The sequence below is a fragment of the Microbispora sp. NPDC046973 genome (assembly GCF_040644495.1).
Lineage (GTDB): Bacteria > Actinomycetota > Actinomycetes > Streptosporangiales > Streptosporangiaceae > Microbispora.
Window position 1 is genome coordinate 87,644 of record NZ_JBEYWQ010000021.1, and the last position, 19,600, is coordinate 107,243.

Below are 19,600 nucleotides of genomic sequence, written 5' to 3' on the forward strand. Positions count from 1 at the left end.
TCTGCCGTACACGGTTTACTTTACCTCTGGAGGGGACGTCATGCAGCCTGAACTCACTCTCGCCGTCATCATGGGAAGCGTGCGGCCGGGTCGCCGGGGCGAGGCCGTCGCCCGCTGGGTGCAGGGGCGTGCCGTGCGCCGCAAGGGCCTCACGGCCGAGGTCGTCGACATCGCCGACTACAACCTGCCGGTGCTGGACGAGCCCTGGCCCGCCGCCCACGGGCGGTACGACAGGCCGCACACCAAGGCGTGGGCGGAGGCGATCGCGCGCTTCGACGCGTACGTCTTCGTGACCCCGGAGTACAACCGGTCGATCCCCGGCCCGTTGAAGAACGCGATCGACTACCTCTACCGGGAGTGGCACAACAAGGCCGCCGGCTTCGTCAGCTACGGCATCGACGCGGGCGGCGCCCGTGCGGTCGAGCACCTGCGCGTGGTCATGGGCGAGCTGCAGGTCGCCGACGTCCGGGCGCAGGTGGCGCTGTCGCTGTCGGCGGACTTCGACGGCGAGGACTTCACCCCCGGACCGCGGCGCGACCGGGAGCTCGACGTCCTGCTCGACCAGGTCACCGCCTGGGGCGGGGCGCTGCGGTCCCTCCGGCGCCGGGCGGCGGCGTGATGACCGCCCCGACCGCCGCCGGTGCGAGGGCCGCCGACACGCCCATCCCCCGGCCCGTCTGGCGGCTCGCCCTGGTGATCGCGTTCGGCGCGTTCATGAGCCAGCTCGACACCTCGGTCGTCAACGTCGGCCTCGACACGATCGCGACGGACCTGCGTGCCGGCCTCGGCGACGCCCAATGGGTGGCGAACGCCTACCTGATCGCCCTGGGCCTGTCGCTGCCCGCGTGCGGCTGGCTCGGGCGGCGGTTCGGCGCCGGGCCGGTCTGGCTCGCCTCGCTCGCCGGTTTCACCCTCACCTCCGGGTTGTGCGCCCTCGCAGGCGACATCGGCTGGCTGGTCGCGTTCCGCGTCGCACAGGGGCTCACCGCCGGCCTGCTCCTGCCCTCCGGGCAGACCGTGCTCGGCCAGGCGGTCGGCGCGCACCGCCTCGGCCGCGTGATGGCGACCCTCGGCATCGCGGTCACGCTCGCGCCCGCGCTCGGCCCCGCCCTCGGCGGACTCGTCCTGCACCTCGGCTCCTGGCCGTGGCTGTTCCTGGTCAACCTCCCCCTCGGCGCGCTCGGCCTGTATCTCGGCCTGCGCCACGTGCCGCGCGAGCGGCCGTCGGTGCAGCCCGGCCGTCTCGACTGGCCGGGGCTGCTGCTCGTCGCCGCCGGCGTCCCGCTCCTGATCTACGGCCTGAGCGCCTGGGGCGAGCGCGGCGCCTCCTCGGGTGGATTCGGCGGCGTGCTCGGCCCGGTCGTCGCGGGCGCCCTCGCGCTCGCCGCGTTCGCCTGGCACGCGCGCCGCACCGCCCACCCGGTGCTCGACCTGCGGCTGTTCGCCAACCCGGCGTACGCCGCCGCCACCGCGACCGCCGCGCTCACCGGGGCCGCGCTGTTCGGCGCCACGCTGCTGTTCCCGCTGTACTTCCAGATCGGCCGGGACGCCGCAGTGACCGGCACCGGGCTGGCGCTGATTCCGCTCGGTCTCGGCACCGCCCTGCTCCTGCCGGTCAGCGGCCGGCTCGTGGACCGCTTCGGCGGCGGCATCGTCAGTCTGTACGGCGGCCTCGCCACCGTGGCCACCACCGTGCCGTTCGCGCTGCTCGACACGGACATGAACACGGCCGCGGTGGAGGGCCTGCTGCTGCTGCGCGGCATGGCGCTCGCGGTCGCCGTGACGCCGGCCGCCGTCGCGGCCTATCAGGCGGTCGTCCCCGAGCAGCTCGCGGACGCCACCACGCAGGTCAACATCCTGCAGCGGCTGGGCGGCGCGCTCGGCGGGACCGTGTTCGCCCTGGTGCTCACCGCCCGGCTGCCCCACGGCGTGGAGGGCGCCTTCCACGCAGCTTTCTGGGGGCTCACCGCCGCCTCTGTGCTCGGCCTGGCCGGGGCGGCCTGGCTCACCGCCGCGCAGCGCCGTGATCGGCGGGCGGAGGGAGGCCGAGCGCCTCGCTGACCGTCTCGCTGGCCGTTTCCCCGGCCGCTTCGCTGACCGCCTCGGAGGCGGCGCTCGCGTAGAGGATCTCGCGCATGCCCGGAAGGGCCTCACGGTCGGCCCGCCACACCAGGCGCAGGCTCAGGCCGGGGACGTCGAACGCGAGCCGGGTGAGGGCGCCGGCGGCGACCCGGTCGGCGACCGCGAACCACGGCAGCAGCGTGATCCCGAGGCCGCGCTCGGCCCACGCCCGCATGACGGGCACGCCGCCCGCCCGGACCCGCTCCACCCGGTCGCCCAGCAGGCGCTCCCCCGCCAGCCAGAACGAGCAGGCGGGCACGTTGACCAGCAGCCGCTGGCCGTACAGGTCCTCCCTGCGCAGCCGGGACGCGGCGGCCAGCGGGTGGTCCGGCGCGGCGACCAGCGCGAGCGGCACGGGATCGAGGTCGAGGAAGGCCAGCGGCGCGGCCGGCGCCCCGAAGCCGAGCCCGCCCAGATCCTCTCCGGTGTCGAGCAGCAGCGCCGCGTCGAGGTCCGCGGCGGCGACCGCGTCCAGGAGGCGGTCGCGGGCGCCGTCCGACCGCACCTCCACCACGAGGTCGGGACGGCGCTCGGCCAGCCGGGCCAGGACCGCGGGCACGTGCACGGCGGCGATCGTCTCCAGGGCGCCGAGCCGCAGCACCGGCCGGGCCTCCGCGACGTCGCGCCGGGCCTGGTCGGCCTGGTCCAGCAGACGGCGCGCCCAGCCGCGCAGGCGCTCGCCCGCCGCGGTCAGGCGCATCCCCCGCGGACCCCGCTCGAACAGCGCGACGCCGAGGTCCCGTTCCAGCGTCCTGATCTGCTCCGACACCGACGACGGCGCGAGATCCAGGGCGACGGCGGCGTCGGTGACCGTCCGATGTGCCACAACCGCCTCGAAGGTGCGCAACTGCCGCAGTTCCATGCCGCACCGAACGGGCCCGGAGCGTTCGGTTATTCCGAACGCCGCCTGCGGCTGGGGCGGTGGAGCCGCAGGGCGGCCGACGCCACAGTGACCCCCGTGTCGTCTACCTCCTGGAGATCCTCGTGACGTCGGCTGTTTCCGCCGCTCCCCCGGCGGCGCCCACCCGGTCCCGCGCGCTGGCCGGGATCGCGCTCGGCTATTTCATGGTGCTGCTCGACACCACGGTCCTGTCGGTCGCCGAACCCGACCTCGCCAGGTCCTTCGGCGGCGCGGGCGTCGCTGGGCTGCAGTGGACCGTGACCGGCTACACCCTCGTGTTCGCCGCCGCGCTGCTGACGGCGGGGTCGGTGGCCGACCGATACGGCGCGCACCGCGTGTTCCGGGTGGCCGTCGCCGCCTTCGGCCTCGGCAGCCTGCTGAGCGCGTTCGCGCCGTCGCTGTGGGCGCTCGTCGGACTGCGGGCGCTGCTCGGCCTGGCGGCGGCGGGCTGCGTCCCCGCGTCGATGGCCATGATCGCCCGGTTGTACCCGCTGCCCGCCGAGCGGGCCAGGGCGGTGGCCGTCTGGGCGGCGACCAGCGGCGCCGCGCTCGTGGCCGGTCCGGTCGCCGGCGGGGCGCTGACCGACCTGGCGGGCTGGCGGGCGATCTTCCTGATCAACGCCCCGCTCGCCGCCGTCACCCTCGCGCTCACAGCCGGGGCCGCCGTACGCTGCCCGCGGGGCGACCGGCGGATCGACTGGGCCGCCCAGATCCTGGCCTGCGCGGCGGTGGCCCTGCTGACCGACACGCTGATCGCGCTCGGCGCCCACTCCTTCGTCCACGCCGCCTGGTCGGCGGGTGCCACGGCCGTTGCGGCGGGCGCCTTCGCCGTGCGGCAGCGGCGCGGCCACGCGCCGGTCCTGACGCCCGCCGTGCTGCGGACACGCGGCGTCCCCGGCGCGCTGCTGGCGGGAGCGGCGGTCAACTTCGCGATGAGCGGGGTGCTGTTCGTGCTGCCGCTGCTCTTCCAGCAGGCGCTGGACCTGACGCCGGGGCAGATCGGAGCGGCGCTCCTGCCCATGACGCTGCCCTTCGCCGTCAATCCGCTGCTGACCGGCAGGATCGTCGCCAGGTCCGGGCCGCGGCCGCCCGTGCTGGCGGGGCTCGGCCTGCTCGCGGCCGGCGGCGTCGCGTTCGGCGCGGCCGTGTGGGCGGGCGCCTCCTATCCGTTCCTGCTGGCCGGGCTGGTGGCCACCGGCTTCGGTGTGTCCTTCGCGCTGCCCGCCCTGGCCACCCTGGTCGTGACCGCGGCTCCCGAAGGCGCCGCCGGCGTGGCCGGTGGGCTGCTCAACGCGGCCCGGCAGCTCGGGGCGACGATCGGCGTCGCCGTGACGGGCGCGTTCGTGACCGTCGGCGTCGCCGATCAGGGACACCGCGGCGCGGCGTACGCGCTGGTCGCGCCGGCCGTGGTCTGCGCCGTGGCGGCCGCCGCCGTGGCCCGGACGTCCCGGCGCCCGGCTGGATGAGGCGCCCGGTGGACGGCCGTCGCGATGGCCGCGGGCGCGTTCATCTCCTATTCCGTCGTTCCTTCGCCGCTCTGCCCCGGTGACCTGCGGCTTCCTGGGAATGGGAGTCAGCGCGGCCGCAGGACGGGCGGCCGGGAGTCGTGCCGGCTGCGGGGGCTGAAGACGGGGTGTGGAAGGGCACCGTGGTCATGAGGCCACAGATCGACTACGAGGCGGTGTTCAGGGTCAGTCAGGCCCCGTCGTTGCTGCTGACCGCCGATTTCGTCGTGCTCGCCGCCAACGACGCCTGTCTCAAACTGGCCGGGCGCAGCCCGCAGGACTTGGTGGGCCGCAATCTGTTCGACGTCTTCCCGCCCAACCCCGCGGCGCCGCAGGACACCGAGCATCAGGGCGCGCGGATGCTGCGCACCTCCCTGGAACAGGTGCTGACCACCCGTCGCCCCGACTTCATGCCTCTGCAGAGGTACGACATCGAGGCGGCGGGCCGGCCCGGCGTGTTCGAGGAGCGGTATTGGAGCACGGTCAACACGCCCGTGCTCGGGCCGCACGGCGAGGTCCGGTGGATCATCCTCAGCAGCGAGGAGGTCACCGACTTCGTCCGCGCGCTGCAGTGCGCCGGTGCGGGCGGCGAGCAGAACTCCCTGGCCCTGCAACTGCAGACCCTCAACGACCAGCTCAGGCGGGCGCACCGGGAGCAGCGCGAGACGACCTCCGCCCTGCGCGAGGCCATCGAACGGCAGCGGCGGCTGGTCTACGACGCCTCCCACGACCTGCGCAACCCCATCACGGGCCTGCTCACCGAGCTGGAGGTCGCGCTGTCCGAACCCGACATCGACCTGCAGCGGATCCTGCGCAAGCTGCTGCGCGACGCGGAACGGCTCAACGACATCGTGGCCGACCTGCTCGGCCTCGCCCGCCTGGACAGCGAGACGCACGAGGGCGAGCACGTGATCGACCTCACCGAGTTCGTCGGCGAGGAACTGGATCGCCGCACCCCGCGCGCCGCCGTCCTCACCCGCCTCGACCCGCACGTGTGCGTACGCGCCTCGACGATCCGCCTGGCCCGCCTGCTGGGCAACCTGCTGACCAACGCCGAGCGGTACACCACCACCAAGATCGAGGTCGTGGTCACCGCCGACCCCCCCGACGCCGTCCTCGAGGTCCTCGACGACGGCCCCGGCATCCCGCCGGAAGACCGCGAACGCGTCTTCGAGCGCCGCTACCGCCGGGAGGAGGCCCGCGCACGGGATCCCGGCGGGTCCGGGCTCGGCCTGTCCATCGCCCGGGAGATCGCCCAGGAGCATGGCGGCCGGCTGTACGCCGCGGAGCACCACGGCGGAGCCCGCTTCGTCCTGCGTCTGCCCCTCGCCACCGAGCGATGTCCCTGAAGCGATGTCCCTGAAACCGTCGAGGAGGTCCACGCGGTGGAGCATCGTGAATCAGCGCGATTGCGGTGATGGCTCCGGACGGGGAGATGTCCGCCCCGGGACACTCCTGGGGCGAGGGACCATCGGCAAGTCGCGGGAGCGCCCGATGGGGGAGAAAAGGAGGATGAGCGCGGCCAGCGGCACTCCAGCCGTCGTGATCCACATGGCGGTACGGAGATCGAAGACAGTTCCCAGCCATCCGCCGAGCAGAGCGCCCAGCGGGATCGTTCCGTAGTTGAGGAAAGCCGTACTCGCCGTGAGACGCCCGAGAAGCTCCGGCGGGCAGTAACGTTGCTGGAAGCTCGACTTGATGACGTTGCCGGCCACGACGCCTGCTACCACGCAGAATCCGCCCGTGGCGAAGAGAAGGAGCCCGGCTCCGGCAGAGGCGGCCGGGATGAGCAGCGCGAAGATCGCGAACCCGAGCTCGAACAGCAGCATCGCGCGGGCGGTCCCGATCCGGTCGGCGACCCGGCGCGCGACGAATGCCCCGGCGATACCTCCCGCGCTGGCGGCTGCGATGAGCGCGCCGACCGCTCCGGGCGCCAGGCCCACGGTATGGACGAGGAAGACGACCTGGATCGACTGATAGCCCATGAGGGCCAGGTTGGAGGCAGCCCCGAACAACGTCAGCGTGCGGAGCCAGGGATCCCGGGCGACCAGTCGCAAGCCTTCACCGACTTCGTCGAGCAGAGCTTTAGAGCGGACGGCCCTCCTTTCGCGGCGTGGCTCGCGCTTGCGGATGCTCGCGACGCAGAGGAGGGAGAAGAGAAAGGTCGCCGCGTTGGCGAACATCGCGTTGACCGCGCCTACCGTCTGCCCGATCAGGCCGGCGGAGCCGAGGCCGGCGATCTGGGCGGCCGACGCACTGCCGTGCAGCTTCGCGTTGCCTTCGAGTTGGTCTGCGGGGGTCAGGATGCTGGGAAGGTAGGCGGTGTAGGCGGTCTGGAAGAACACGGCGGCAGTGCCCGTCAGCAGCGCGATGACCACCAGCAGGCCAACGTTCAGGTGGCCGGTCCACTCCGCGACCGGAACCACGGTGAACAGCAGGAAAGACACCGCGGCAGCGGTCAGCATGACGGGCCTGCGACGCACCCGATCTACCCACGCTCCGACCGGGAGACCGATGACCAGCCACGGCAGCCAGGCCGAGGCGCTTAGTACCCCGACCTCCCATGTGCTGGCGTGCAGGGACGAGACGGCGATCAGGGGCATCGCCACGGCGGTGACGGAGGCACCGAACTTCCCCGTGGTCTCTCCACACCACAGCAGACGAAAATCCCGATCCCGACGCAGGAGACTGACATGTATCTCCTGGCTCATCCGTTTTCCCGCTCTTTGCGGGGGAACGACTGGATCTGCACGATGATCGGCAGCGCCCCAGGCGCTGCCTCCGCGCCGGGCTCGGGAGTGTGACGCGCGATCACGGCCATCAACTCGTCGTTGAGCGACTTGAGCTGTGCCGGCGTCATCCGCAGGTCCCGCCAGTCGGAGATGGTGCCGGCACGCTGCCAGTCGCCGTCCCAGCTCTCGCTCAGGTAGTTCGTGACCCGGCTGAAGTACTGCTGCACCAGCTCGTGCATGTAAACCGACAGGGCACCCCTGGTGTCGGGGTCATCGCGGAATTCAGCGGTCTCCAGGACCTTCGTGTCCTCGACGACTCTCCACCAGCGCTCGCGCTTGGTGCCGCGGCCCGTCTCCTCTTCGATGAACCCGTGCTGGGCAAGGTGCCGCAGATGCCAGCTCACGGTGCCGGTGTTCTCGCCGAGGCGTGCCGACAGCCCCGTGGCAGTGGCCGGGCCGTCGAGGGTCAGCATCTCCAGAATGCTCATGCGCAATGGGTGCGCCAGGCCTCGCAGGCTGCGGGCGTCAAGGCGCCGTACGGGCTTGTGCCGGGCCGCCGCCTTTGGTTCCACTTCGTCACTCATGCCGACAGGCTATGTTGCAGAGAACACTTTGCATAGGACTCTCTGCAACATTGTCTGCAGCGCTGCGCCACGCGGCTGATCAACCTGAGGTCATCGGATCCGAGCCGGTCGGCAGCCTTTCGTGGCCTCGGGCACCGAAAGCCCCGATCGACGCCCTCATCCATCTCCAGCCGCAAGGTTCGTCGTCGAGGGCCGGAACGGCGCCAAGCCGGGCGGCGGGGATGGCGCGATCGCCGGATTGACATTGCTAGATATTTCAGTCATGTTTGAAATAACTAGCCAAGGAGTACGGAGCAAGCCATGGAACACGTGACCTTCAACAGCCTCGGCACCCGCTGCGCGGGCGATCTCTACCTGCCCGAGACGAGCGACCCGGTCCCCGGGCTGGTGCTCGGGCACAGCGGGGTGATGGTCAAAGAGGCGCTGGCGTTCTTCGCTCCGTACTTCGTCAAGGCCGGCTTCGCGGTGCTGGCCATCGACTACCGAACGGTCGGCTCGAGCGAAGGCGAGCCGCGCGGCCTGGACTACCCCGAGCGGCAGGTGGAGGACTTCCGCAGCGCCGTGTCCTACCTGCAAACCCGTCCCGAAGTGCAGCCGGAGCGGATCGGGGTGTGGGGGGTGAGCATCGGCGGCTCGGTGGCGGCCCAGGCCGCCGTGCTCGATCGGCGCATCAAGTGCGTCGTCGTGCAGAGCCCCAGCGTGTGGAACGGATGGCGGTACATGGAACGCCTCCTGGGCCGTGCCGGTGTCCACGCGCTGCGCGACCGACTGCAGCAGGACTGGCAGCGGCGCTACGAAGGCGGGCAGAGCGCTCGCGTGCCGCACCTGACGCTGGAGGGCGACAGCGTGAAGGACACCCCCGACATGTCGACCCGCCTGTTTCCCACCTACCGCAACGAGAAGACCCTCGACTCAGCCGAGCACCTGCTCACCTTCGCTCCGGAGAACCTCATCCACCGGCTTGCACCGACGCCGCTGCTGATGATCGCCAACGGCGGCTGGGACCCGTACCACATGCTCGAGGAGGCGCAAAGCGCCTTCGCCAAGGCGGGCGAGCCCAAGCGGCTCGCGGTGCTGCCGTACGACGTGCTCGGCCTCTACACCGGCCCGGGCCTGGAGGAGGCGACGGCGCTCGCGATCGACTGGTTCGACCTCTACCTGCGCAGGACCCGGCTCGCGGACATCACCCCGACACCCACCTACGAGTCGGTGGCCGCCATGACACAGTGAACCGGCACACGATCAGCAACGGAGGACGCGACGATGAGCACTGAGGAACAGCAGGACCGGCTGCTCCGCTGGGTGGAACGGGTGGCCGCCTTCTGCGTCGAGGAGTGGGGGCTGCCGCCCATCACCGGACGCATCCTCGGCTGGCTCATGATCTGCGATCCCGCCGAGCAGTCCGCCGGCCAGATCGCGGAGATCATCCAGGCCAGCCGGGCCTCGCTCACCTCGAACATGCGCTTCCTCACGGCCATCGGCCTGGTCAAGAAGGTGAGGAGGCCCGGAGATCGCACCTCCTACTACCGCATCGAAGACGACGCCTGGCAGAAGGTCATCCAGCGCAAGCTCGAAAGCCTGAGCGCGTTCGGCGAGATCGCCGACGAAGGGCTCGACATCGTGGGCGGCGAGGGGCACCGCACCGAGCGCATCAAGGCCGCCCACGACTCCCTGACGTGGCTGCAGAACCTCGCGGCCCGCCATCCGCTACGCCGTTAAGGAATCCCCATGCACCGCTGGCAACCCAAGCTCGGGCTGATCCAGGAAACGCTGCTGCTCACTCTCCACGCCAGAGCTCTGGACGCCGGGCTGCCCAGCCCGATCCTCGGCGACACGCTCTCCGCCGACCTGGCCGGCACCATCGATTACGACTTCGGCAAGCTGAAGGTCAAGCCCAACCTCGTCCTCACCACGGCACTGCGCGCCAAGAAGCTCGACGCCGTCGTCCGCGCCTACATCGCCGCTCATCCCGGATGCGTGGTGCTCGACCTGGGCTGCGGCCTGGACACCAGGATGTTCCGCTGTGCTCCCCCGCCCGGCGTCGACTGGTACGACATCGACTTCCCGGAAGTGGTGCACCTGCGGGCCGAATGTCTGCCCGGACCTTCCCACCTGGTCGGAGCCGACCTCACCAGCTCCGACTGGCTCACAGCCATCCCCGGCGACCGGCCCGCGATGATCGTCGCCGAGGGGCTGCTCCCCTTCATGCCCGGCGACTCCTTCCAGACGATGACCCGCGCGCTGGCCGGCCATTTCCCTTCGGGCGAGCTCGCGCTCAACGGCTACACCCGCTTCGCCGCCTGGGCCATGAAGTACCACCCGACCATCAAGGCACTCGGCATCAAAGCCGCCCAGGGCTTCGACGACCCACACGAACCAGAGTCCTGGGACGCCGGCCTCGAACTGATCGAGGAGCAGATCCTCACCCGCGCACCGGAAATTGCCAGCTTCCCGCAACCCCTACGCGCGCTGACCCGTCTCACCGCCCGCAGCACGGCCCTGTCTCGGCAAGGGGCGCGAATTCTCCGCTACCGGTTCTGAGCCCTTGCCGGAGGTCTGCCGGAACCGGAACCGGCCGCGGCCTGAACACCAGCGCACACCACTTGGCCCCCTCGCCACGTCCTTGAGGGGGCCGGTCTTCGAACGGCACCCGAGGAGGGGTCCCGTCACCGGGCGAGGGCCTCCCGGAGGAACTCGGCGATCTCCGCTCGCGCGGCCCTCGCCTGCGGCACCAGGCCCGGCATGCTGAGGAACGCGTGCGTCGCCCCGTGATACTCGGTGAGGCGCGCGGGTGTCCCCGCCGCTCGCAGTCGTTCGGCGTAACAGCGGCCGTGATCGGCCACCGGGTCGAGGGTCGGCACCACCACGAGCGCGGGGGCCAGCCCGCTCAGGTCGTCGGCGCACGCCGGGGACAGCGCACGCGGATCGGTTCCCGGCGGAACGGCGAGCCGCTGGAACAGCCGCATCTGCGGCATGGTGAGGGTCGGGCTGTCGGCGTGCCGCCTCATCGAGGCGTGCTCGAACCCCGTCGACGTCAGGTCGACAGCGGCGTTGACCAGCACCTGCGCCCGCAGGAGCAGGCCGTGCTCCCTGGCCCGGATCGCGGCCAGGGCGGTGACCATCGCGCCGGTGCTCTCGCCGAAGACGGCGGTCCGCGCCGGGTCGATCCCCCACCGCGCGGCGTGCTGCACGACGTGACGGAGCGTGTCCCAGGCGTCGTCGACGATCGCGGCCAGCGGAGTCTCCTGGTCAAGGAGGCGGTGCTCGACCGAGACGACGACCGCGGGCAGCCGCGCGGCGAGGTGGCTGTTCACCCAGTCGCTCTGCACCGCCGTGCCCACGAATCCGCCGCCGTGCACGTGGAGCACGAGCGGCAGGTCGTCGCGTCCGCCGGCCTGGCCGGGCGACGGCCGGTAGACCCGCACCCGGAGCCCGCGGCCGGGCAGCGCCGCCTCCTGCCACTGGATCACGGCGTCGCGGTCCGGGAACCCGCTGACCAGCCGTGCGAGGCGGGACGCCCGCTTGCGGTTCACCGCCTCGCGGAAGGCGACCAGCTCCTCGGCCCTCATCGCCTGCCAGTCCGGTTCCTTCTGCAGGGCACGCAGCAGCCGGATGCCCAGCGGCGGCCGTTCGGTGAGCTCGCTCATGTCTCCTCCTGAGCCGGTAATTTCGCTACCTCAAGTATCGATACCGATGGTAGCGAAAGAGGTTATCGTGTGCTCATGACTCGAGCGACCGCATCCGCCCGACCACCCGGTCGCCCGCGGTCGGGCGTCAACGCCGTGGTCTTCGCCGCGACGTTGAGCACGGTCCACGAGCTCGGCTACGCGCGCGCCACCGTCGACCGGATCGCCGCCAGGGCCGGCGTCGCGAAGACGACGATCTACCGTCGCTGGCCGTCGAAGGGCGAGCTGATCGTGGACTGCCTGCTCGACGCGCTCGGCCCGGTGCCGCTGGAGGGCGCCGGCCAGGCGGAGCTCATGTCCTCGACCATCCGCTGGATCGCGGCGAAGATCGGCGAGCCCGGCATCGGCGACGCGTTCGCCGGGGTGTTCAGCGACGCCGTCAGCGATCCGCCCCTGCGCAAGATCTTGTCCGCGCGGTTCCAGGACCCGTACCGGCTCCAGTTGCAGGACGCGCTCGGCGAGCCGGAGAACCGGGTCCTGTTCTTCATCGACGTCGTCGTCGGAACCCTGCTGCACCGGATGGGCATGACCGGCGAACCGATGGCAGACGCCGACGTGGCCGCACTGGCCGACATGGTTCTGCGGCACTTCGCCGGCGGCGCCGATCCGGGCGGGACCTGATGGCCGGCCTGCTCACGACGCGTACGCGGACAGCCGCGGGACGCGGGTGTGACGGCGACGGCGCGTGCCGCCCCATCTAGGATCGGGTCATGCCCTTGACCGCGGACGACGTCGACCTGTTCGAGGCCTCCAGGCCGCGCCTGGAGGCCATCGCCTACCGTCTCCTCGGTTCCGCCGGTGAGGCGGAGGACGCCGTGCAGGAGACGTTCCTGCGCTGGCAGGCCGCCGACGTCGATCGCATCGGGATCCCCGAGGCGTGGCTGACGAAGGTCCTCACCAACCTGTGCCTCAACCAGCTCACCTCCGCGCGGGCGCGCCGCGAGACCTATGTCGGCCAGTGGCTTCCCGAGCCGCTGCTCGCCGGAGACCCGATGCTCGGCCCGGCCGACACCGCCGAGCAGCGCGAATCGGTCTCGTACGCGGTCCTCACTCTCATGGAGCGCCTGTCCCCCAGTGAGCGGGCGGTGTACGTGCTGCGGGAGGCCTTCGACTACCCGCACCGGGAGATCGCCGAGATTCTCGACATCAGTGAGGCCGCCAGCCAGCAGATCTTCCACCGCGCCAAGAAGCACGTCGCCGACGGCAAGGCCCGCGCCGCGATCGACGAGGCCGCCACCCGGCGCATCGTCGAGGAGTTCCTGGCGGCCGCCACCACCGGCCGGGTCGAGCCGCTCGTGCGCCTGCTCACCGATGACGCGATCGCAGTCGGCGACGGCGGCGGGAAGGTCCCGGCCCGTGCGAAGGCGTTCGAGGGCGCGGTCACGGTCGCGAAGTTCCTGCGGGGCCTGTTCAAACCCGCCGAGGCCAAGCGCGCCCTGGTCGGCGGCACGGCCGAGGTCTACCTCTGGACCGCCAACGGCGACCCCGCCGTCGTGGCCGTCGTGGACGGCCGCGTCATCGGGGTCATGTGCCTGGAGGTCACCGCCGAAGGCATCGCCGCCTTCCGCAACCAGGTCAACCCCGACAAGCTCGAACGCGCGACCGCGCGCTGGGCCGCCGCCGACCACGGGGAGCCCCTGTTTTCTGTGTGAGGTGCTTCACATCGCGTTCCTGTCAGGAATCCGCGCGCTGCCCGGTTCAAGTGGCAAATCGCGCAAGACAGGAGCAAGGGGCATGCAGCACCGAATCATCGTCCTCGGAGCCGGATACACCGGAGCCGTCGCCGCCGGGCGCCTGGCCAAGCGGCTTCACCGCGAGGACGTCGCCATCACCCTCGTCAACGCCGAGCCCGACTTCGTCGAACGCGTCCGCATGCACCAGCTGGCGACCGGCCAGAACCTCAGGCCCCGGCCGCTGAGCGAGATGTTCGCGGGCACCGGCGTCGAGCTGAAGTTCGCGAAGGTCACCGGCGTGGACGTCGACCGGAAGACCGTCACCGTCGTCGGCGCGAACGGCGCCGCCGCGAACGCGCCCGGGTCCGGCGCCGAAGAACTCCCCTATGACACGCTCGTCTACGCACTCGGCAGCGGCTGGAACGCCCAGGCCGTCCCCGGGGCCGCCGAGCACGCCTATGAGATCGCCGGCCGGCCCGGAGCACTGCGGCTGCGCGAACGCCTGGCCCGTCTCGACGCCGGGCAGACCGTCGTCGTCGTCGGTGGCGGCCTCACCGGCGTGGAGGCCGCGGCCGAGATCGCCGAGGCCCGCCCGGACCTCGACGTCGCCCTCGCCGCCGGCGGCGCTCTCGGCGACTGGCTCTCCCCCAAGGGCCGCGCGCACCTGCGGAAGGTCTTCGGCACGCTCGGAATCACCGTGCACGAGCACACCACCGTCACCGGCGTCGAGGCCGACCGCGTCACCACGGCCGACGGCGCGGCCATCCCGGCCGCGGTCACCGTGTGGGCCACCGGCTTCGCGGTCCACCCGATCGCCAAGGCGACCGCCCTGGAGGTCACCGGCACCGGCCAGATCGTGGTCGACGCGACCATGCGCTCGGTCTCGCACCCCGACGTGTACGCCGTCGGCGACGCGGCCTGGGCGATGGGCGCCGGCGACAAGCCGCTGCGCATGTCGTGCGCCTCGGGAACTCCGGCCGCCTGGCGGGCAGCCGACGCGATCGCGGCGCGCCTGACCGGCGGGAAGCTGCCGAACGCCCCGATCCGCTACTTCAACCAGTGCATCTCCCTGGGCCGCAAGGAGGGCCTGATCCAATACGTCACCGCCGACGACCGCGCCATGCGGGGGGTCCTGACCGGACGGCTGGCCGCGGTCTACAAGGAGCTGATCTGCAAGAGCGCCGCCTGGGGCGTCGCCAACCCGACGCTCGGGCTGCCGGCGCGGCGCCGCCGCGTCACGCGGAAGCCTGCCGGGGCGGGCTCGGCCGTCAAGGCCCCGGCGTAGAGGCCCCCGCAGGAGGCGGCGGTACCGGGGGGCGAAGTAGCTCTGCGTGATCGCTGCGACTCCACCTCGATCCCAGCGGCCTGCGACTCGCCGGCCGGCACCATCAGCTCGGCGGCGCTGCGCGCCGACGCGGTCGGACCGACCCCGTCATCGGATCCGGCGACCGCCACCGGCGGCAGCACCTGCCACGGTGTGCCCGGTCCGCGCCGCCGGGACCTAACCTCCAGCAGCCCGCGCCGTGCGGCGCCCGAATCAGCCGGGGCGAATCACGCACGGGCCCGTTCGAAGCCGTGATCACGCGGCCGGGAAAGAAGTGGACGGGATGATGCCCGGACTTGTAGCTTGCAGTCGACCGTGACACCGCCCGAGGAGGTGAGACCCATGAACGCTGTATCGATGTGGGTGCTCCCCCTTCGCGCCACGGTCGGGCGATTGACGTAGGTGTCGCCGGGAGCGCCTCCCCAGCAAGGCACTCCCGAAAGGCAACACCTATGCATTCCCAGTTCACCGCCGAGCCGTCGTCGAACGACAGGGGCGAGCGTGATTCCACGGTGGGCGACGCCCTCAAAGATGTCTGGTCGCCGGCCTCCGGCGCCGATCGCACGTCCCTCATCTTCGATGTGATCATTGCCGGGTGCGGGCCGACCGGTGCGATGCTGGCCGCCGAACTGCGGCTGCACGATGTGCGGGTACTCGTCCTGGAGAAGGAGACCGAGCCCAAGTCGTTCGTCCGCATCGTCGGTCTGCATGTTCGCAGTCTCGAGCTGATGGCGATGCGCGGACTGCTGGATCGCGTTCTCCCGCATGGAAGACAGCGTCCGGCCGGCGGTTTCTTCGCCGCCATCCCCAAACCCGCGCCCAAGGGCCTGGATTCCGCGTACGCCTATCTGCTGGGCATCCCGCAGCCGGTCATCGAGCGTCTGCTCGAAGAACATGCGGTCGAACTGGGTGCGCAGGTCCGGCGCGGCTGCGCGGTGACCGGTTTCAAGCAGGACGACGAGGGTGTGACCGTCGAACTGGCCGACGGGGAAAAGCTGCGATCGCGCTACCTCGTCGGCTGTGACGGCGGCCGCAGTACGGTGCGCAAACTGCTCGGCGTCGGCTTCCCCGGCGAGCCCTCACGGGCCGACACGCTGATGGGCGAGATGGAAGTGGGCGTGTCGCAGGAGGAGATCGCCGCCAAGGTGACCGCAACCCGCGAGACCCATCAGCGATTCTGGCTCCGGCCCTTCGGCAGAGGGATTTACAGCGTCGTAGTCCCCGCCGCGGGAGTCGGCGACCGCGTGAAACCGCCCACCCTCGATGATTTCAAGCAACAGTTGCGTACCATCGCCGGAACCGATTTCGGCGTGCACTCCCCGCGCTGGATGTCCCGCTTCGGGGATGCCACCCGGCTGGCCGAACGCTATCGGGTCGGGCGGGTCCTGCTGGCCGGCGATGCGGCACACATCCATCCGCCCATCGGCGGACAGGGCCTCAACCTGGGCGTTCAGGACGCATTCAACCTCGGCTGGAAACTGGCCGCACAGATCCGGGGCTGGGCGCCGGAGACACTGCTGGACACCTACCAGGCCGAACGTCATCCGGTCGCCGAGGACGTGCTGGACAACACCCGCGCCCAGATGGAACTGCTGTCCACCGAACCGGGCCCGCGGGCCGTGCGCAGGCTGCTCACCGAACTGATGGACTTCGACGAGGTGAACCGCCACCTGATCGAGAAGATCACCGCGATCGGCATCCGCTACGACTTCGGCGAAGGCCCCGACCTGCTCGGCCGCCGTCTGCCCGACATCGACGTGAAACAGGGCCGCCTCTACGGTCTGCTGCATCGTGGCCGCGGCCTGCTGCTGGACCGCACCGGACGCCTGACCGTCGGCGGCTGGTCAGACCGGGTCGATCACCTCGCGGATCCCACTGCGGCACTTGACGTTCCGTGCGTCCTGCTACGCCCCGACGGCCACGTCGCCTGGATCGGCGACGATCAGCAGGACCTGGACGCCCACCTCTCCCGCTGGTTCGGCAAGCCCGCCGACTGATCCGACCACGGTGGGTTGTAAGGGTGCCTCTGGTGATGCCGGCGTGGCGGCGGGCGTGCGCGCGTCGAGCGCTCTCGTCCAGCCGCCGTAGCCGCGTCAGCGGCCGTGTCAGCACGGCAACGGCCCGCTATCAGGGCGGTCGGCCATGGTGGGTGCCGTGCGAGGTTCAGCGATCGCGGCACCGCACATCCGTCCATTCATCTGCCTCGTGACAGGTCCGAAGGAGCACACCATGTCCATCATCCTTGCCGACCAGGACAAGATCACCCTGCGCACCGCCGCCTACGGCGCCGTCTCGTTGATGGCCGCCGCGGACGCCACCGGCAAGCCCCACCGGGCCGCCACCGACGGCTCCATCGCCCTGGGCTCCGCGACCGGCCTGGTCGGGCACGTGCTCGCCGAGTGGCCCAAGGGTGTGAACCTCAGCGGCAAGACCGTGGCCGAACTCGCCGACCTGGTGCTGCCGGCCCTGACCGCGGCCATGAGCCTGCTCAAGAAGCAGGCTCCGGCAGAGGCCGACAACCTCCGCAGCACCGTCATCGTGGCCATCGAGGCGGCTGCCCGCACCCACCAGAGCCGGCCCAGCCCCACCCTGGCGGACATGATCCGCAAGATCACCGCAGCCCTCGACGCCGCGTGACGGCATGACGACCCGCGCCGCTACCGCTTGCCACGGGTGCTGATCACCGGCGTCCCGGGAAAGTTTTTGAGTAAATCCGAGGAGGCGGTGTCGGATCGGGGCGGCGGTGTTCGTAGCAGGGGTGAGGCCGCCCACAAGGGGCGGCGCCAAGGTGAAGGAACCGCGATCATGAAGCTGACGACCATGACTCAGGTCACCGTCGATGGAGTGATGCAGGGCAACGGCGGGGCGTCGGATGAGGACCGCAGGAACGGATTCGAGCGCGGCGGATGGGCCCTGGGCAAGGGCGACGACGAAACCCACGCGTTCATCAAGCAGACCTACCAGCGCGCCGACGCGTTCCTGTTCGGCCGGCGGACCTACGAGCTGTTCGCCGACTCGTGGGGGTCCCGGACGGACCAGGACGTTCCGGGGTGGGAGCCCGTCGTGCGGGCGTTGAACTCACGGCCCAAGTACGTGGCGTCGACCACGCTCGCCAATCCGGCGTGGTCGGGCAGCACCGTCCTGTCCGGCGACCTTGCGACCGCCGTCGCGGACCTGAAGGCCAAGCCGGGCGGTGAGCTGCAGGTGCACGGCAGTGGCACCCTGACCCAGTGGCTGCTGGAGAACGATCTGGTCGACGAGATCACTCTGATCGTCGTTCCCGTGATTGTCGGCCAGGGCGCGCGGCTGTTCCCGGACGCCGGCCCGGATCTTGCGCTCGACCTGGTCTCCTCGCGCGTCGACTCGAAAGGCGTGATGACCCAGGTCTACCGGCCGGCCGGGCGCCCGCAGTATGCGACAGCGTGAAGCCCCTGACCGGTACGCCACACCGGCCGACACCATAGGAGATGATTTCCCGATGCAGTATCTGTTTTCCGTGATCCACGACCAGGTCGGCCTCGCCACCCCGGACGAGGACGCTGCGATCGACGTGTTCAACGACCGGCTCCAGGCCGAGGGCCACTGGGTCTTCGCCGGCGGCCTCGCCTCGCCCAGCACGGCCACCGTCATCGACAACCGGGGTGGGGAGGCGATGGTCACCGACGGGCCCTTCCTGGAGTCGAAGGAGTACCTCGCCGGCTTCTGGATCATCGAGGCAGCCGACCTCGACGTGGCGCTCAAGCTGGCAGCCGAGGGGTCGAAGGCCTGCAATCGGAAAGTCGAGGTGCGGCCGTTCCTGTGAACAGGATCGACGTGCGTGAGGCGATCACCCAGGCCCACCACGAGGAGTGGGCACGGGTGGTCGCCTCCCTGGCCAGGCGGTTCGGTGACCTCGACATCGCCGAGGAGGCGGCGGCCGAGGCGTTCGCGACCGCCGTCGAGCGGTGGCCGTCCGACGGTCTGCCCCCCAACCCGGGCGCGTGGCTGACCACCACCGCCAACCGCAAGGCCATCGACCGGATCCGGCGCGAGAACAAACGCGACGACAAGCACAAGGAGGCTCAGATGTCGTACGACGCCCCGTCCGAGCCTCTCGGCGCCGTCGACGACGACCGGCTCCGGCTGATCTTCACCTGCTGTCACCCGGCGCTGGCGATGGAGGCCCGCGTGGCGCTGACGCTGCGTATGGTCGCCGGCCTGACCATGCCCGAGATCGCCCGCGCCTTCCTGGTGGCCGAGAGCGCGATGGGGCAGCGCATCACCCGTGCCAAGGCCAAGATCAAGGCGGCTCGCATCCCCTATCGGATGCCGTCCGCCGACGATCTCCCGGCGCGCGTCTCCGGCGTCCTGGCCGTCCTGTTCCTCGTCTTCAACGAGGGCTACCTGGCGACCGGCCCCGACAGCGATCCCGTACGGCACGAGCTGACCGCCGAGGCGATCCGGCTCACCCGCCTGATCCGCGTCCTCCTGCCGGACGACGGTGAGGTGGCCGGGCTGCTGGCGCTGATGCTGCTCATCGAGGCCCGCCGCCCCGCCCGGGTCTCGACCGGCGGCGAACTGGTCCCCCTGGCCGAGCAGGACCGCGGCGCGTGGGACGCGGGACTCATCGCCGAGGGTCACCTGCTGGTGCGCGAGCGCCTGGCCGCTGCCGCCGCCGGGGTGGCTCCGGGTCGCTACCAGATCCTCGCGGCGATCAACGCCGTGCACACCTCCGCCCGCGACATGCGCGACACGGACTGGTCGCAGGTCGTCGCCCTCTACGACCAGCTTGTCCGCCTCGATGCCTCGCCGATCATCGCCCTCAACCGGGCCATCGCGGTGGCCGAGCTCGACGGCCCGGAGGTGGCACTGGCCATCGTTGACCGTCTCGCCGAGGCGTTGGCCGGCTATCACGCCTACCACGTCACCCGCGCCGACCTGCTGCGCCGGCTGGGCCGCGGTGATGAGTCGCGCGCGGCCTACGACAGGGCCATCGACCTGGCCGGCAACATCGCCGAGACCGCCTACCTGACCCGCCGCCGCGACCAACTGCGGTAGCGCCCACGGACGCGTCTCGCACGGGAGGTCCGGTGGT

19 protein-coding genes are annotated in these 19,600 nt (G+C 71.2%); 15 read left to right on the top strand and 4 right to left on the bottom strand.

Annotated elements, in window-relative coordinates; genetic code table 11:
* Positions 1-40 precede the first annotated feature (40 nt).
* Both ABZ860_RS31115 and ABZ860_RS31120 read left to right on the top strand, forming a co-directional pair.
* Positions 41-619 (top strand): NAD(P)H-dependent oxidoreductase, encoded by a 579-nt coding sequence (locus ABZ860_RS31115; RefSeq protein WP_357226792.1) that lies wholly within the window; start codon positions 41-43, stop codon positions 617-619.
* The gene (locus ABZ860_RS31120) at positions 619-2,061 is read left to right on the top strand and encodes a DHA2 family efflux MFS transporter permease subunit (protein ID WP_357226795.1); all 1,443 of its coding nucleotides are present in this window, start codon (positions 619-621) and stop codon (positions 2,059-2,061) included. Before ABZ860_RS31115 ends, ABZ860_RS31120 begins: the two co-directional genes overlap by 1 nt.
* On the opposite strand, the gene ABZ860_RS31125 is transcribed toward ABZ860_RS31120, so the two are convergent.
* Positions 2,006-2,983 (bottom strand): LysR family transcriptional regulator, encoded by a 978-nt coding sequence (locus ABZ860_RS31125; RefSeq protein WP_357226797.1) that lies wholly within the window; start codon positions 2,981-2,983, stop codon positions 2,006-2,008. The genes ABZ860_RS31120 and ABZ860_RS31125 overlap by 56 nt on opposite strands.
* Before the next feature lie 122 nt (positions 2,984-3,105).
* Here ABZ860_RS31125 and ABZ860_RS31130 point away from each other — a divergent pair, with 122 nt between their 5' ends.
* Both ABZ860_RS31130 and ABZ860_RS31135 read left to right on the top strand, forming a co-directional pair.
* Positions 3,106-4,488, top strand: a complete 1,383-nt coding sequence (locus tag ABZ860_RS31130; protein WP_357226798.1) for an MFS transporter — start codon at positions 3,106-3,108, stop codon at positions 4,486-4,488.
* Between the two features lie 188 nt (positions 4,489-4,676).
* Positions 4,677-5,876: a PAS domain-containing sensor histidine kinase gene (locus tag ABZ860_RS31135; protein ID WP_357226800.1), complete on the top strand. Its 1,200-nt coding sequence runs from the start codon at positions 4,677-4,679 to the stop codon at positions 5,874-5,876.
* 51 nt (positions 5,877-5,927) lie between these two features.
* Here the strand turns inward: ABZ860_RS31135 and ABZ860_RS31140 are convergent, their stop codons facing one another.
* A complete protein-coding gene (locus tag ABZ860_RS31140) occupies positions 5,928-7,238 on the bottom strand; it encodes an MFS transporter (RefSeq protein ID WP_357226802.1) in 1,311 nt (436 codons plus the stop codon).
* Entirely contained in the window at positions 7,235-7,843 is a 609-nt protein-coding gene (locus ABZ860_RS31145; protein ID WP_357226803.1) for a helix-turn-helix domain-containing protein, read from the bottom strand. Before ABZ860_RS31145 ends, ABZ860_RS31140 begins: the two co-directional genes overlap by 4 nt.
* 300 nt (positions 7,844-8,143) lie before the next feature.
* Here ABZ860_RS31145 and ABZ860_RS31150 point away from each other — a divergent pair, with 300 nt between their 5' ends.
* Genes ABZ860_RS31150 through ABZ860_RS31160 form a run of 3 tightly spaced genes read left to right on the top strand, consistent with a single transcriptional unit; the run spans position 8,144 to position 10,384 of the window.
* On the top strand, positions 8,144-9,073 hold the full coding sequence (locus ABZ860_RS31150) for an alpha/beta fold hydrolase (protein WP_357226806.1): 930 nt from the start codon (positions 8,144-8,146) through the stop codon (positions 9,071-9,073).
* A 33-nt stretch (positions 9,074-9,106) separates the two neighbouring features.
* On the top strand, positions 9,107-9,562 hold the full coding sequence (locus ABZ860_RS31155; protein ID WP_357226808.1) for a transcriptional regulator: 456 nt from the start codon (positions 9,107-9,109) through the stop codon (positions 9,560-9,562).
* 9 nt (positions 9,563-9,571) lie between these two features.
* Complete coding sequence (locus ABZ860_RS31160; RefSeq protein ID WP_357226809.1) at positions 9,572-10,384, top strand: class I SAM-dependent methyltransferase; 813 nt, start codon at positions 9,572-9,574, stop codon at positions 10,382-10,384.
* Between the two features lie 125 nt (positions 10,385-10,509).
* Here the strand turns inward: ABZ860_RS31160 and ABZ860_RS31165 are convergent, their stop codons facing one another.
* A complete protein-coding gene (locus ABZ860_RS31165; RefSeq protein WP_357226811.1) occupies positions 10,510-11,490 on the bottom strand; it encodes an alpha/beta hydrolase in 981 nt (326 codons plus the stop codon).
* A 75-nt stretch (positions 11,491-11,565) separates the two neighbouring features.
* Here ABZ860_RS31165 and ABZ860_RS31170 point away from each other — a divergent pair, with 75 nt between their 5' ends.
* The 8 genes from ABZ860_RS31170 to ABZ860_RS31205 all read left to right on the top strand — a co-directional run bounded on the left by ABZ860_RS31170 (position 11,566) and on the right by ABZ860_RS31205 (position 19,563).
* Positions 11,566-12,150, top strand: a complete 585-nt coding sequence (locus ABZ860_RS31170; protein ID WP_357226813.1) for a TetR/AcrR family transcriptional regulator — start codon at positions 11,566-11,568, stop codon at positions 12,148-12,150.
* 89 nt (positions 12,151-12,239) lie between these two features.
* Entirely contained in the window at positions 12,240-13,181 is a 942-nt protein-coding gene (locus ABZ860_RS31175; RefSeq protein ID WP_357226814.1) for an RNA polymerase sigma-70 factor, read from the top strand.
* Between the two features lie 82 nt (positions 13,182-13,263).
* Complete coding sequence (locus tag ABZ860_RS31180; RefSeq protein ID WP_357226816.1) at positions 13,264-14,487, top strand: FAD-dependent oxidoreductase; 1,224 nt, start codon at positions 13,264-13,266, stop codon at positions 14,485-14,487.
* 611 nt (positions 14,488-15,098) lie between these two features.
* Complete coding sequence (gene rox / locus ABZ860_RS31185; RefSeq protein ID WP_357226919.1) at positions 15,099-16,523, top strand: rifampin monooxygenase; 1,425 nt, start codon at positions 15,099-15,101, stop codon at positions 16,521-16,523.
* Positions 16,524-16,755: 232 nt separating this feature from the next.
* Positions 16,756-17,163 carry a hypothetical protein gene (locus tag ABZ860_RS31190; protein ID WP_357226818.1) on the top strand — a complete coding sequence of 136 codons (408 nt, stop codon included), beginning with the start codon at positions 16,756-16,758 and terminating at the stop codon, positions 17,161-17,163.
* 168 nt (positions 17,164-17,331) lie between these two features.
* The gene (locus ABZ860_RS31195; protein ID WP_357226820.1) at positions 17,332-17,952 is read left to right on the top strand and encodes a dihydrofolate reductase family protein; all 621 of its coding nucleotides are present in this window, start codon (positions 17,332-17,334) and stop codon (positions 17,950-17,952) included.
* Positions 17,953-18,004: 52 nt separating this feature from the next.
* Positions 18,005-18,328: a YciI family protein gene (locus ABZ860_RS31200; RefSeq protein WP_357226822.1), complete on the top strand. Its 324-nt coding sequence runs from the start codon at positions 18,005-18,007 to the stop codon at positions 18,326-18,328.
* The gene (locus tag ABZ860_RS31205; protein WP_357226824.1) at positions 18,325-19,563 is read left to right on the top strand and encodes a sigma-70 family RNA polymerase sigma factor; all 1,239 of its coding nucleotides are present in this window, start codon (positions 18,325-18,327) and stop codon (positions 19,561-19,563) included. Before ABZ860_RS31200 ends, ABZ860_RS31205 begins: the two co-directional genes overlap by 4 nt.
* Positions 19,564-19,600: the final 37 nt, after the last annotated feature.